This window comes from Klebsiella sp. WOUb02 (genome assembly GCF_050058015.1).
Lineage (GTDB): Bacteria > Pseudomonadota > Gammaproteobacteria > Enterobacterales > Enterobacteriaceae > Klebsiella.
Window position 1 is genome coordinate 1,351,367 of sequence record NZ_CP170110.1, and the last position, 14,499, is coordinate 1,365,865.

Genomic DNA, 14,499 nt, shown 5'->3' on the forward strand with positions numbered 1-14,499 from the left:
TCTATTTTATATGAATTGCATCGTTAGCCGACCTCTGTAACGGCCGGATATCTATCAGCCCGGCCCGTCGCTGGCGGCGGCCAGCAGCGGGACGATCAGATCGCTCAGCGGCGTCGGGATGCCGTGCTTGCGCCCGCGCCGCTGCACCACGCCGTTGCGAATATCCCACTCCAGCGGCAGCCCGGCCTCGCGGTCGACAAGAATAGAGGTACTCAGATCGGCGGGCGCGCGCTGAAAGACCTCGACGATCTCCTGCGGCACGCTATCGCTTAATATGGCGCCCTCGGCGCGCGCGACGCTCAGGCACTCGCGCAAATAGGCTAAGGCCACGGCGGTAATATCCTCCCGGGAAAACATGCCGGCGCGACGCCCCGCCAGCACCATCAGGCCGGCGACGGCGTTCTGCAGCAACTTGCGCCACGCCACGCTGGTGAAATCAGCGGCCAGATCCACGGAACAACGGGTCCCGCGCAGCGCTTCCTGCACCCGCCTGGCCTGGGCGGTGTCGGGCAGCGTCAGCCTCGGGGCCGCGCGCAGCCAGACGGATGTACCCGCTTCGCGCAGCGCCGGGAACCACACCACCGCCGGCAGCACCGCGGCGCCCGCCACCCTGGCGGCAAACTGCTCCTGCTGTTCAACGCCGTTTTGCAGCACGCAAACCAGGGTATTTTTATCGCATAGCGCCGTCAGCCACGCGGCAATGCCGTCAATCTGCGTCGCCTTCACAGCCACAAAAACCAGGTCGAACGGCCGCGCAATAGCCGCCGGATCGGCCAGCACCGGTCCGGGAACGCTAATCTGTCCGCCCTCAAAGCGCAGCGATAGCTGCGGATGGGCGGTACGGCCGCAAACCACCGGCGTGCGCCCGACCTCATGCAGCGCCGCCGCGATGGTAGTACCGATGGCGCCGGGGCCTATCAGCGCAACTGCAGGTTCTTTCGACATGACGATCGCCTCCTGTTGAGTCAGTCCCCGCTCTGACGGCGGGAAGGAAAACAAACAGTAGCGATAAATCATCGCCTTCAGCAAGTCCCGGTCCGCAGAAAACGGTTATTGGCGGCCGGTTTGGCGGCTGAGGGGCAGGGAGACAACGATTGTTATCGTACATCTGCCGGGCGTCGTTGGCTCAGGCGTATAAAAACGCCGCCGGGGTGAGCGGCCGCACCTCAGACGCCGGGCTCAGCGGCTAATAGCGCACGCAGACCGATTTCGTTTCGCACCAGTCGTCCAGCCAGTCCGGGCCAAAGTCGCGCCCGGTGCCGGACTGCTTCATGCCGCCAAACGGCAGGTTGGCGTCGATAAGCGTATGGCTGTTGACCCATACCGTGCCCGCCTGCAGGCGTTCGGTGTAGCTCAGCGCGCGGCTCAAATCGCCGGTCCAGACGCTGGCCGTCAGGCCAAAGTCGCTGTCGTTGGCGAGACGCAGCGCCTCTTCACCGTCGGCGACGCGTACCAGGTTCACCACCGGACCAAAGACCTCCTCTCTGCTGAGGCGCAGCCCGGCATCGGGATTAATCACCAGCGTCGGCGCAATATAGTAGCCCTTTTCGTCCGGCCCGCTGCTGCCGGTAATCAGCTCGGCGTTCTGCTGCCGCGCCTGATCGAGATAGGCGGCGACTTTATCGCAGTGCGCCCGGGAGACCACCGGGTTGATGTGGGTGGATTCCAGCATTCCGGGGCCGACCTGCAGCGACTTCACCGCCTGCTCAAAGCCGCTTGCCAGGGTATCGAACAGCGGCGCTTCAATATAGATCCGCGAGCTGGCGGCGCACACCTGCCCCTGATTGAGGAAGCTGCCGGTCATCAGCCCTTCAATCACCCACTCCGGGTTAGCGTCTTTCAGGACAATGGCCGGGTTTTTGCCGCCCAGCTCAAGCGTGACGCGGGTCAGCCGGTCGGCGGCCACGCGGGCAATCTGTTTGCCGGTTGCCGTCGAACCGGTAAAGCTCACCTTTGCCACCTGCGGATGCGAGGTTAACGCCGCGCCGCACTCCGCCCCGCGCCCGGTAACCACGTTAAATACGCCGTCCGGCACGCCAGCTTCGCTCGCCAGCTCCGCCACGCGCAGCAGGGTCAACGGCGTCGTTTCCGAGGGCTTAATCACGATCGAGCAGCCTGCCGCCAGCGCCGGCATCACCTTCCACATGCCGATCATCAGCGGGAAGTTCCATGGCACGATCCCCGCCACCACCCCGACCGGCTCCTTGCGGGTCCACGCCTGATAGCGCGCGCCCTGCGGGAACGGAATCGACACGTCCAGCGTGCGGCCGCTGATCTTGGTGGTCAGCCCGGCGGTATAGCGCATCCAGTTCAGCGTGCAGCCGACTTCAAAGGCTCGAGAGATGTTAATCGATTTTCCCTGTTCGAGCGTCTCCAGCTGCGCCAGCTCCTCGCCGTGCTGCTCCACCAGGTCGGCAAAGCGCAGCAAAATACGTTCACGATCGGCCGGGGTGCGTCCGGCCCAGCTGCGGGAGACAAACGCTCGCCACGCCGACATCACGGCGCGGTCGACGTCCGCGGCGCCGGCATCCGCCGTGCTGGCGATGGCCTCTCCGGTCGCCGGGTTCCAGACGGTCAGCCGCTTATCGCTCTGCGCCGCCTGCTGGCTGCCGTCGATATACACGCCATGCTGCCGGTCTAAAAACTGCTGTACGCTGGCAAGCAGCGCTACCTGTGCTGTGGACATATCGCTTCCTTATTCCTTACGGATCGTGAATTCAGTCTACGACGCGCTCAGGGTTCGCGCTTTTTTCTCTGTGACATTCGTTTTTGCCGCTGTGACAGCCGCCGCAATTAGGCATATTGCGCGGGCAAAAATGTGCCTCAGGTAATAGTTCTTTCATATACTCCGCGCTTCGCCCTTGTTTGACGCAGCGTAAATGCAACAATACGAAAACATTATTATTACAAGAGATGAGCTATGGCGGCGGCAGATAACGGACAGGACTACCAGCGCTGGTTGGCGAAAATCAATCAGGTCTGCGGACACTTTGCCGCACGCCCGCTGGACAGCGATTTTCACGGGGAGATAGACGCCAGCTATGCCGGCAATCTCAAGGTCAGCACCGTCACCGCGCGCGGCGTCAATCTGTACCGCACCCGCAACGAAATCAAGCGCGATAACGATGCCTGGTTTTATACCGTGTTCCAGCTCTCCGGCCAGGCGGCCATTGAGCAGGACGATCGCCAGGTGGTGCTGGAAACGGGCGATATTACCCTGATCGATGCCTCCCGCCCCTGCTCCATTTTCTGGCAGCAAACGTCGCGCCAGGCATCGCTGCTGCTGCCCCGCCAGCTGCTGGAGCAGCAGTCTGTGCGGGAGCGAAATCCGCGTCGTCACCCGGCTGGAGAAATCCCAGCCGATGGTGCAGCTAAGTCAGCGCCTGCTGCACGAAAGCATGAGCAGCCCGGCGCTTTCGCAGAGCGAGAGCGAGGCCGCGCTGGAGGCCATCGTCTGCCTGCTGCGCCCGATGCTGCACCATCACGACGCCCAGCCGTCGCGCCGGGAGAAGCAGTTTCAGAAAATTATGGCTTTGATTGATGAGTCGATTCAGGCGGAGCATCTGCGCCCGGAGTGGCTGGCCAGCGAAACCGGGATGTCGGTACGCAGCCTCTACCGGCTGTTCGCCGATAAGGGGCTGGTGGTGGCCCAGTATATTAAGAACCGGCGTCTGGATCTGTGCGCCCGGGCGCTGAGCAACGCCCACGATGATGAAAAGCTGGCGGGGATCGGCTACAGCTGGGGCTTTAGCGACCACAGCCACTTCTCGACCGCCTTTAAGCAGCGCTTCGGCGTTTCGCCGGGAGAGTATCGCAAGCGCTGCCGTTGATTATTTACGCAGCCATTTGCCGTTCAGGCCCTGCACGTATTCACCCGGCTGCGCCCGGGCGACCAGCTTCTGGCCGGCCATTTTCGCCACCTCATCAACCGGCAGGTTGTTATCATCCGCCAGCCGCTGATAGCCTTCGCTGCGCGCGGCGTTGATCTGCTTCACCAGATCCAGGGTCTCCCGATCCTGGCGCAGCGGCGCAAGATAGCCGCTCTGCGTTTCGCCCACCCGTCCCTGCTCCCGCGCCTCGCCGAGCGTCAGGGCCATCGCCGAGGTGCTAAAGAGCGCCAGCGCCAGGGCGGTTGTCAACAGTCGTTTTCTCATCGCCACCTCAGAATAGATCGCTACGCGACTTGAGCAGATCCTCGACGTCCTTATCCACTTTAATATGAATCTCATGTTCAATTTTGACATTCATATTGATGGTGATCGGCTCCTTCGATGCCGCAATCTCAATCCGCGGCGTACAGCCCGTCAGCAGTATCGTCGTTGCCAGCAGCATCGTTAGCAGTTTTATCATCGTTGTTCCTTAGCGCCTGTCCCTGCAGGCGTACAGTGTTGCTTATCCTTACAGCGCCGGGCGGGAAGCGCCGCGTTCTGTTCAAGCCATGCCTGCAGGTTGTCGCCGAAGCGCAGGCTGCGCCACAGATCAAAAATGTTCTCTTCATGAGAGTAGTTGAGGTGCACCGTATTACTTCTCTCCCCGACGCGGCTGGTGCCGCTAATCGTCGCCTGCAGCGTCAGGACGCCGAGATTATCGAGGTTAATCCGCGTCCACGAACGGGCGATCTCCATATAGCGCAGCCAGTTAATCGCCGCGCCCGCCGAAATATTATCTTTGACCATCGCATCGGCCATATCCTGGTCGAGCCGCAGGGTCATCGGGCCGGGGTTATTCAACCAGCCGTCTTTAATTATCCATTTATCATTATCCAGCCACAGCGGCAGCGCGCCGTTAAAGGCCCCGGACATGGCGAACTGTTTAATATTCACCGCGCTCACCAGCTCGCTGCTGGAGATGTGCCGCAGGCGCAGCAGCGCCGGATCGCGCTGCGGCATGCGCAGCTGCTGCATGGTCAGCTGGCCGCCGAGAATATCGACGCTGACGTTACTTAGCTGTAGCGGATTGCTTTCGCTCCACGGGTATGAGCCCTGCAGGTCGGCGGTGAGATTCCGCGCCGTCACCTGATTGACTATTTCGCCGATACGCAGCGAAACCGGCCGCCGGGTGCCAAGCTGCCAGGTCCCCTGGCTGAAGCGAAACGGCAGCACGAAATCGACGCCGTTGATCTGATTATCCGGCATCCAGGCGCTACCGTCTTTCAATACCCCGTGGCCGCCGGCTTCAAAGCCCTGATCGGCGGCGGCGGAGAAGGCCACCTGGGCGTACAGCGACCCGGCGCGCAGGTTCATTTTCCACTCCGGCGGCAGCAGCGGCTGGAAGACGGTCAACGACTGCTTCGGCCACCACGCCTGGCCGCGCAGACGCTCGCCGTCCCAGCGGCCGGCCAGCCGCACGGGGCCGATTTTATCGGCGTGCAGCGAACCGTTAAACTGGAACCAGGTCGGGTCGCGCCCGTTGAGGCTAAATTTCAGCGTCGAGGGCGGCAGTTCGCTGCCGCTGCTAAAGCTGGTTTTGCCGGCATCCAGCGACAGTGCGCCGGTCAGCTTCGGATGCTGTTCGTCGCGCAGCCAGTGGATCGGCTGTTCCAGGGTCAGCCGCGGGGAGCTGACCAGCATGGTGCCGTGCTGCAGCTTATCAAAGCCGGTGGACAGGCTGTTCAGGATGATGGCGCTGTCCACCCACTCTCCCGCGCCCTTCACGTCCCAACGCGCCTGCATCGGCGTGAAGTGGCCGTCGCCCCAGTAGCGCCACTGCCAGCGGCCGCTATCGGGCATAAAGTTGTCGGCCTTGCCGTCAAGATGCAACGTGAAGTCGCCCATCTCCTGCTCGTGGGCGCGCAGAATCGCCTGCAGCCGGCCGTCGACGCCCTGGCGGGTGACCTTGACCCCCGCCAGCGGCAGGCGTATTTCATCGATATTCAGGGAATCAATCACCCGCCCGCGCGAACGCAGCAGCGCGCCGGGGTGGAGAGTCAGCTCCGGCAGAGTCAGCGGGCCGCTCAGCCTGGCCGGCAGCGCGGCGTAGACGATAAGATCCCCGAGCTTCGCCTCGCCGGTTAGCCGCAGCGGCATATCGCTGCTATCCATGCTGAGCTTACCGGGCCCCACGTTGAGAACCGCGTTGCCCTTACCGGCCTCCCCCTGGGTCAGCACGTTCAGGCGCCCGCTGACCTGCATATTCTCGGTTCCCTGCTGCCAGTCGTCGACCGCCAGCGCCACGCGGCCGCTCAGCGGATAGCCGGCATATTCGGTGCTCCAGCGGCCGTCGCTAATCGCAATGCGTTCAGGGGTAATTTCCCACGGCAGGTCGAGCATCGGCTGCACCTCGCCCCGCGGCGTCACCAGCAGCTGCCCGCGGTTTTTCTGCCACTCCAGCTCGGCGTCAACCAGCCCCGGCTCCTGCGGAAATTCGAAGGTGCTCAGCAGATGGCCGTCAACCGGCAAACCGTCCGGCACCAGCGGCATATGGAACTCGCCGACCAGCCTGACCGGCGCCTGGCCCTCAACCAGCCGCGCCGAGAAGTCGCTGACGGTCAGCACCTGACCGCGCAGGCGGGCCTGCACGCTGACTTCCGGCCCGCTGTAGCCGATATCCTGCTGCGTCGGCGTCAGCGACATCACCAGCCGCCCCCGCCATTTTTCCCACGGCGACAGGCGCAGATTTTCGATGGTCAGCCAGCTATAGGGCAGCATGGATTGCCACTCCGCCAGGGTACGCGGCGCGCCGGGCGCGGGTTCACTCTCCGGGAGTTTGCTCAGGCAGACGCTGTTGATATCCAGCTCATCGAGATGCAGCCGCCAGCGGCTGGGATGGGAAAGTTCGGCATTGCCGATCCTTGCCAGCTCGCAGTCGCCGACCAGGTAGCGCAAATCGGGGATACGCAGCGCGGTACGCGTCAGGCGCGGGCTATCGCTCAGCGAGATCCGGGTCCCCTCAGGAAGCCAGATCCCGGCGAGGGTCGGCACCCAGTGGGTCAGCGTAGACAGCAGGGCCAGCGGCAGCAAAAGGAGTGCTAACACCAGCGCGATAGCGGCTTTATATTTACCCTTCATGGGCGCTTAATATCCTGAATCAACAATAGTATATGCCGAATGTAGCGCTTATTGTGGCACGTTCGACCAGTGAGTTAAAGTTTGCGTCCTGCCTAAGAATAGCCGCTACGCCGCCATCATTGCGGCGATTTTTGACCCGCCGCTGATTTAGCCTTCATTTAACCAGCGCCTGCCACACTGGCTATCCGTCATCAGAGCAGGCCGGAGGGGAAACGTGGCGTTTATCTACTCGCTGATTGAGTCGGCACAGAGCCACTATGCGCTACTGCTGCTGCTGGCGTTCCTGCTGACGTTCAGTAAATCCTGCGCCATCGTCTCGCTGCTGGTGCCCGGCACGTCGGGCCTGCTGCTGCTCGGCGCCTTCGCCTCCGCCAGCCTCGGGCATTTTTTGCTAATGTGGCTCAGCGCCGGACTCGGAGCAATCGGCGGATTCTGGCTCTCCTGGCTGGCAGGACGCCGCTACCGGCGCCATCTCCACCGCCTGCGCTGGCTTAGCGCCGGGCACCTAGCCCGCAGCCGGCGTTTTTTGCGCCGCCACGGCGCCTGGGCGGTATTTTTCAGCCGCTTTATCTCTCCGCTGCGCGCCACCCTTCCGCTCGCCAGCGGGGCCAGCGGCGCCTCCTTCTGGCGCTTTCAGCTCGCCAACGTCAGTTCCGGACTGCTGTGGCCGCTGATGCTGCTGGCACCGGGCGCCCTTAGCTTCAGCCTCGAGTAAAAACTCATTAGGTTTTAAAGCGATACCTCGACGCAGAGATATACTCTAGAATTATGATTATAACCTGGCATTTAAACTATTTTTTAATAATTGTACGATTATTTTAAATATGCTACCGTGACGGTATAATCACTGGAGAAAAGTCTTATGAAAATCGCTGTTTATAGTACAAAGCAGTACGATAAAAAGTACCTTCAGCATGTTAATGATACATACGGCTTTGAACTCGAGTTCTTCGATTTCCTGTTAACCGAAAAAACCGCGAAAACGGCCAACGGCTGCGAGGCGGTGTGCATTTTCGTTAACGACGACGGCAGCCGCCCGGTGCTGGAAGAGCTGAAGGCGCACGGCGTGAAGTACATCGCCCTGCGCTGCGCCGGCTTTAATAACGTCGATCTGGATGCGGCCAAAGAGCTGGGCCTGCGGGTGGTGCGCGTGCCGGCCTATTCGCCGGAAGCGGTCGCCGAGCACGCCATCGGCATGATGATGTCGCTGAACCGCCGCATTCACCGCGCCTATCAGCGTACCCGCGATGCTAACTTCTCCCTCGAAGGCTTAACCGGCTTCACCATGTACGGTAAAACCGCCGGCGTGATCGGTACCGGGAAAATCGGCGTGGCGGCCCTGCGGATCCTCAAAGGATTTGGCATGCGCCTGCTGGCGTTCGATCCATACCCAAGCGCCGCCGCGCTGGATCTCGGCGTCGAGTACGTTGATCTGCAGACGCTGTACGCGCAGTCGGACGTGATCTCTTTGCACTGCCCGCTGACCGATGAGAACTATCATCTGCTGAACCATGCGGCATTCGATCGGATGAAGGATGGCGTGATGATCATCAACACCAGCCGCGGCGCGTTGATTGATTCGCAGGCGGCTATCGACGCCCTGAAGCATCAGAAAATCGGCGCGCTGGGGATGGACGTCTATGAGAACGAGCGCGATCTGTTCTTCGAAGATAAATCCAACGACGTGATTCAGGATGACGTGTTCCGCCGCCTCTCGGCCTGCCATAACGTACTGTTCACCGGGCATCAGGCGTTCCTCACCGCCGAGGCGTTAATCAGTATTTCACAAACCACCCTCGACAACCTGCGCCAGGTTGACGCCGGTGAAACCTGCGCTAACGCGCTGGTCTAAGATCCTTCCCCTTTTGTGCCCTCCCGCCGCGGGGGGCACATTCAGATAAGCCCCACAGAAATTGCCTGCAGTACAGTTACACTCTGCCTACCTCAAAGATACGAAATATTTCTGGAGTAAAAATGAATAAGTTTGCTGCGCTGCTGGCGGCAGGAGTGCTGCTTTCCGGCTGCGTATATAACAGCAAGGTGTCCACCGGCGCGGAGCAGCTTCAGCACCATCGATTTATCCTGACCAGCGTCGACGGTCAGCCGCTCAAGGACGGCACGAAGCCGCTGGAGCTGAGCTTTGGCGAGAAGACGTTCGTCTCGGGCAATATGTGCAACCGCTTTAGCGGCGAAGGCAAGGTCTCGGATGGCGAGTCTGAAGGTCAAGGAGTCTGACGATGACCCGGATGCTGTGCGCTGACCCGCAGCTTAACGAGCTGGACGCTACGCTCGGCAAAATGCTGCGCGACGGGGCGCAGGTCGATCTTACCGAAAATCAGCTGACGCTGGCGACCGCCGATCGGACGCTGGTGTATAAGCTCGCCGACCTGGTTCACTAATTCTACGGACGGGCTGGCGCCATCGGCGGCGGCGCGCAGCGGGCAAGAGGGTGATTCACGATGCCCGCAGAGGCCGATGCTTAGTAGTTACCGCAGTCTGCCGCCGGCCAGCGCCTGCTCGCTGCAGCGCTTGCCGTTAGGCAACGCGCACATTCCTATCGCCGAGCCGTCCAGCTGACGCGCCACCGACAGCGAACCGCCAATCATCGCGCAGTTTGCCTGGCCGGTACTGCTCATCGCCGCGCGCATGCCCGGTGATACGTGGGCCGCCGTCGCCTGCTGAACGGGTTCACTACTGCAGGCCGACAGTAATAACGCGGCACACCCAACTAAAAACGCAGCTCGCATCGTCTCTCCCCTCAGAAACATCTTAAAATAAACAAACCCAAGAATAATAGGCAGCCCGGCGCCCGGCGTCGAGAGGCGAAGTACGTATTTATGCGCCTCATTAACATTTTCTAGCAAATTTCCCGGCGGATCGCCGATTTTGCGCAAGATGGCACGCCAGTTTCTGCGGATAAGCCGCCGCCGCGCCGCCTGCGGAAGCAAAAATTATCGCTGGAAAGTTATTCCGCCAGCGACGCCTTTGCCAGCCGCAGGCACGCCGCTCTTCGATGTCCGGCCCAGGAGCCGGTTTCCGCGCAGCGCTGGCGCTTTAGCCTCCTTGCGCCCGGAGCATTTATGCTAACGGGATAATAATCAGCAGGATAGCGACCACCGCGTCTCCTCGCCCGGCCCGCCGGCGGGGGGAAGCTTATGGATCAATTTGTGCACTCGAAAGGCGCACAACTTCAAGGGCATAGCGAAAGCCCCTATACTCACTACATATAATTACAGGATCCGCCGCCGTTTTGCGGGTCCCTTCTTTTTTGTTTGCGCAATGTTAGGGTCTCTTTTTATGATTACTATCGACGGTAATGGCGCGGCCGCTTCTGTCGCGTTCCGCACCAGTGAAGTTATCGCCATTTACCCGATTACCCCCAGCTCAACGATGGCCGAGCAGGCCGACGCCTGGGCCGGTAACGGGCTAAAAAACATCTGGGGCGACGTACCTCGGGTGGTCGAAATGCAGTCGGAAGCCGGGGCTATCGGCGCCGTGCACGGGGCGCTACAAACCGGCGCCCTCTCGACCTCCTTTACCTCCTCGCAGGGTCTGCTGCTGATGATCCCGACGCTGTACAAACTGGCCGGTCAGCTGATGCCGTTTGTCCTGCACGTCGCCGCGCGTACCGTCGCCACCCATGCGCTCTCCATTTTCGGCGATCACTCGGACGTAATGGCCGTGCGGCAGACCGGCTGCGCGATGCTCTGCGCCAGCAACGTCCAGGAGGCGCAGGATTTCGCCCTGATATCCCATATTGCGACCCTCAAAAGCCGGGTGCCGTTCATTCATTTCTTTGACGGCTTCCGCACCTCGCACGAAATCAACAAAATCGCGCCGCTGGCGGATGACACCATCCGCAGCCTGCTGCCGCAGAATGAAATCGACGCCCATCGCCTGCGCGCGCTGAATCCCGAACATCCGGTAATTCGCGGAACCTCCGCCAACCCGGATACCTATTTCCAGTCCCGTGAGGCCACCAACCCGTGGTACGACGCGGTCTACGAGCATGTCGCAACGGCAATGGACGATTTCGCGACCGCCACCGGCCGCTGCTATAAGCCGTTCGAATTCTACGGTCATCCGCAGGCCGAACGGGCGATCGTGGTGATGGGTTCCGCCATCGGCACCTGCGAAGAAGTGGTGGATGAACTGCTCAGCCGCGGCGAAAAAGTCGGCGTGCTGAAAGTGCGCCTCTATCGCCCCTTCTCCGCCGCCCATCTGCTGGAGGCCCTGCCGGCAAGCGTGCGCTCCGTCGCCGTGCTGGACCGCACCAAAGAGCCCGGCGCCCAGGCTGAACCGCTGTACCTCGACGTCATGACCGCGCTGGCGGAAGCGTTTAATCGCGGCGAACGCGAAACGCTGCCACGCACCATCGGCGGTCGCTACGGCCTGTCGTCAAAAGAGTTCGGCCCGGAGTGCGTGCTGGCGGTGTTTAACGAACTGAGCGCGGCGCAACCGAAACCGCGCTTTACCGTCGGGATCTATGACGACGTCACCAACCTCTCCCTGCCGCTGGGGGAAAATACCCTGCCGTCGGAGGCGAAGCTGGAAGCGCTGTTCTACGGCCTCGGCAGCGATGGCAGCGTGTCGGCCACCAAGAACAACATCAAAATCATCGGCAATTCGACGCCGTGGTTCTCGCAGGGCTACTTCGTCTACGATTCGAAAAAGGCCGGCGGACTGACCGTTTCGCACCTGCGCGTTAGCGAGAAGCCAATTCGCTCCTCCTACCTGATCTCGCAGGCCGATTTCGTCGGCTGCCATCAGCTGCAGTTTATCGATAAATACCAGATGGTGGAGCGGCTGAAGCCCGGCGGGATTTTCCTGCTGAATACGCCGTACGCCGCCGATGAGGTGTGGTCCCGTCTGCCGCAGGAAGTGCAGGCGATGCTCAACCAGAAGCGGGCGCGCTTTTACGTCGTCAACGCCGCCAAAATTGCCCGCGAATGCAGCCTCGGCGCGCGTATCAACACCGTGATGCAGATGGCGTTCTTCCATCTGACGCAAATTCTTCCGGGCGACAGCGCGCTGGCCGAGCTGCAGGGGGCGATTGCCAAAAGCTACGGCAGCAAAGGCCAGGAGCTGGTTGAGCGCAACTGGCAGGCGCTGGAGCTGGCCCGCGAGTCGCTGGCCGAAGTGCCGCTACAGCAGGTCAACGTCGCCAGCCCGAACCGCCCGCCGGTGGTTTCCGATTCAGCGCCGGACTTTGTCAAAACCGTCACCGCCGCCATGCTGGCCGGACTCGGCGATGCGCTGCCGGTCTCCGCCCTGCCGCCGGACGGCACCTGGCCGATGGGCACCACCCGTTGGGAAAAACGCAATATCGCCGAAGAGATCCCTATCTGGAAAGAGGAGCTGTGTACCCAGTGCAACCACTGCGTCGCGGCCTGCCCGCACTCGGCAATCCGCGCTAAGGTTATCTCCCCGGAGGCGATGGAAACGGCCCCGGCCAGCCTGCATTCGCTGGATGTGAAATCCCGCGATATGCGCGGACAGAAATACGTGCTGCAGGTGGCGCCGGAAGATTGTACCGGCTGCAATCTGTGCGTTGAGGTTTGCCCGGCTAAAGACCGGCAGAACCCGGAGATCAAGGCCATCAATATGATGTCGCGCCTTGAGCACGTTGAGGAGGAGAAGGTCAATTACGACTTCTTCCTCAAGCTGCCGGAGATCGACCGCAGCGCGCTGGAGCGTATTGATATTCGTACCTCTCAGCTGATAAGCCCGCTGTTTGAGTACTCCGGCGCCTGCTCCGGCTGCGGCGAAACGCCTTACATCAAGCTGCTGACCCAGCTGTACGGCGACCGGATGCTGATCGCCAACGCCACCGGCTGTTCGTCGATTTACGGCGGTAACCTGCCGTCAACGCCGTATACCACCGACGCCAACGGGCGCGGTCCGGCGTGGGCCAACTCGTTGTTTGAAGATAACGCCGAATTTGGTCTCGGCTTCCGCCTCTCCGTGGACCAGCATCGTCAGCGGGTGATGCGCCTGCTAGCGCAGTTTGCCGATGCGATCCCGGCGGAGCTGAACGCTGCCCTGCAGGCTGAGGCCGCGCCTGACGTCCGCCGTGAGCAGGTGGCGGAGCTGCGCCGCGCGCTGGCCGGCGTTGAGGGAGCGCAGGAGCTGCTGACCGACGCCGACGCGCTGGTGGAAAAATCGATCTGGCTGATCGGCGGCGACGGCTGGGCCTACGATATCGGCTTCGGCGGCCTCGACCATGTGCTGAGCCTGACCGAGAACGTCAATATTTTGGTTCTCGACACCCAGTGCTACTCCAACACCGGCGGCCAGGCATCGAAGGCCACGCCGCTCGGCGCGGTGACCAAGTTTGGCGAGCACGGCAAACGTAAATCGCGTAAAGACCTCGGCGTCAGCATGATGATGTACGGCCACGTCTACGTGGCGCAGATTTCGCTGGGCGCTCAGCTTAATCAGACGGTGAAAGCGATTCAGGAAGCGGAGGCCTATCCGGGACCGTCGCTGATTATCGCCTACAGCCCGTGCGAAGAGCACGGTTACGATCTGGCGCTGAGCCACGATCAGATGCGCCAGCTGACCGCCACCGGGTTCTGGCCGCTGTACCGCTTCGACCCACGCCGGGCGGATGAAGGTAAGCTCCCGCTGGCGCTGGACTCTCGCCCGCCGTCGGACGCGCTGGCGGATACGTTGCTCAACGAGCAGCGCTTCCGTCGCCTCAACGCGCAGCAGCCGGAGGTAGCGGAGCAGCTGTGGCAGGACGCGGCGGCGGATCTGCAAAAACGCTATGACTTCCTTGCGCAGATGGCCGGTAAAGCGGAGAAACCCACCGTCGAAAGCTAATTTTCACTGCGCCTGAGCGTTGTCGTAAAAAAAGCCCGAATGAATATTCGGGCTTGTCATTTTACCGTTTAAATAGCCCGTAAGGGACAGCGAGCTGCGGCAGCAAAAATGCGGCTGACAATAAACATAGGCATACAACGTGCAAATAATATCTCATTAACTTCCCGGCGTATAATTTTTATTTCATATACATTTCCTTGAAAGATTCATGAAAATTATCGCCATAGCCGCAAAATTATTTATTTCAGGATTTGCTTATAGCTAAATAATTAATATTCACGCTCTCCCCATCCTTTTATTTTTCCTGATTTTATTTTCCTGCAGGGGGTTAAAATAAAAATCACTAAAGGCATATTTAAATAAGCGAGGCCGGGAATATAACGTTCAGGCCAACGATAGTCAGCCCGATACGCACGGCGTCCGGGCCGGCTGGCGTGCCCGGTCTGCTATTCGGCGGCTACGGCTCGTTCGGCTATGGTCGCCGCTGCGGCCTGAGCTTGACGCTGTAGTATCAGGGCGCTACCGAAGACCAGGTTTCGCCGTTCTACCGTCGGCGACGACGCAGATCGAGACGCAGACGGCGGGTCCGCGCGTCTTTCTGCCGATATCTTAACCAAATCAAAACAATATACCTGTTGCGTTAAAATAGTCGTCCGGCGGATGATAT

At 60.9% G+C, this 14,499-nt stretch carries 8 protein-coding genes and 3 pseudogenes; 5 read left to right on the forward strand and 6 right to left on the reverse strand.

The window, feature by feature from the left end; all coding sequences use genetic code 11:
• Nucleotides 1–54 precede the first annotated feature (54 nt).
• Together ABOC21_RS13345 and ABOC21_RS13350 are read right to left on the reverse strand one after the other, a co-directional pair.
• Complete coding sequence (locus ABOC21_RS13345) at nt 55–945, reverse strand: oxidoreductase (RefSeq protein ID WP_426814892.1); 891 nt, start codon at nt 943–945, stop codon at nt 55–57.
• A 241-nt stretch (nt 946–1,186) separates the two neighbouring features.
• A complete protein-coding gene (locus ABOC21_RS13350) occupies nt 1,187–2,686 on the reverse strand; it encodes an aldehyde dehydrogenase family protein (protein ID WP_426814893.1) in 1,500 nt (499 codons plus the stop codon).
• A gap of 234 nt (nt 2,687–2,920) precedes the next feature.
• Between ABOC21_RS13350 and feaR the strand changes: the two are divergent.
• A pseudogene (gene feaR, locus ABOC21_RS13355) lies at nt 2,921–3,830 on the forward strand (transcriptional regulator FeaR).
• Here feaR and ABOC21_RS13360 read toward each other — a convergent pair.
• Genes ABOC21_RS13360 through ABOC21_RS13370 form a run of 3 tightly spaced genes read right to left on the reverse strand, consistent with a single transcriptional unit; the run spans nt 3,831 to nt 7,007 of the window.
• Nucleotides 3,831–4,154 (reverse strand): YdbL family protein, encoded by a 324-nt coding sequence (locus ABOC21_RS13360; RefSeq protein WP_426814894.1) that lies wholly within the window; start codon nt 4,152–4,154, stop codon nt 3,831–3,833.
• A 7-nt stretch (nt 4,155–4,161) separates the two neighbouring features.
• Complete coding sequence (locus ABOC21_RS13365) at nt 4,162–4,332, reverse strand: YnbE family lipoprotein (RefSeq protein ID WP_370461201.1); 171 nt, start codon at nt 4,330–4,332, stop codon at nt 4,162–4,164.
• 14 nt (nt 4,333–4,346) lie between these two features.
• On the reverse strand, nt 4,347–7,007 hold the full coding sequence (locus ABOC21_RS13370) for a YdbH family protein (RefSeq protein WP_426814895.1): 2,661 nt from the start codon (nt 7,005–7,007) through the stop codon (nt 4,347–4,349).
• Nucleotides 7,008–7,221: 214 nt separating this feature from the next.
• Here ABOC21_RS13370 and ABOC21_RS13375 point away from each other — a divergent pair, with 214 nt between their 5' ends.
• The 3 genes and pseudogenes from ABOC21_RS13375 (at nt 7,222) to hslJ (ending at nt 9,406) form a co-directional block, all read left to right on the forward strand.
• Nucleotides 7,222–7,722 carry a DedA family protein gene (locus ABOC21_RS13375; protein ID WP_426814896.1) on the forward strand — a complete coding sequence of 167 codons (501 nt, stop codon included), beginning with the start codon at nt 7,222–7,224 and terminating at the stop codon, nt 7,720–7,722.
• A 147-nt stretch (nt 7,723–7,869) separates the two neighbouring features.
• The gene (locus ABOC21_RS13380; RefSeq protein ID WP_426814897.1) at nt 7,870–8,859 is read left to right on the forward strand and encodes a 2-hydroxyacid dehydrogenase; all 990 of its coding nucleotides are present in this window, start codon (nt 7,870–7,872) and stop codon (nt 8,857–8,859) included.
• Nucleotides 8,860–8,981: 122 nt separating this feature from the next.
• Nucleotides 8,982–9,406: pseudogene (gene hslJ / locus ABOC21_RS13385) on the forward strand (heat shock protein HslJ).
• 80 nt (nt 9,407–9,486) lie between these two features.
• On the opposite strand, the pseudogene ABOC21_RS13390 reads toward hslJ, so the two are convergent.
• A pseudogene (locus tag ABOC21_RS13390) lies at nt 9,487–9,754 on the reverse strand (putative hemolysin).
• A 550-nt stretch (nt 9,755–10,304) separates the two neighbouring features.
• On the opposite strand from ABOC21_RS13390, the gene nifJ reads away from it, so the two are divergent.
• Nucleotides 10,305–13,832 carry a pyruvate:ferredoxin (flavodoxin) oxidoreductase gene (gene nifJ, locus ABOC21_RS13395; protein WP_426814898.1) on the forward strand — a complete coding sequence of 1,176 codons (3,528 nt, stop codon included), beginning with the start codon at nt 10,305–10,307 and terminating at the stop codon, nt 13,830–13,832.
• Nucleotides 13,833–14,499: the final 667 nt, after the last annotated feature.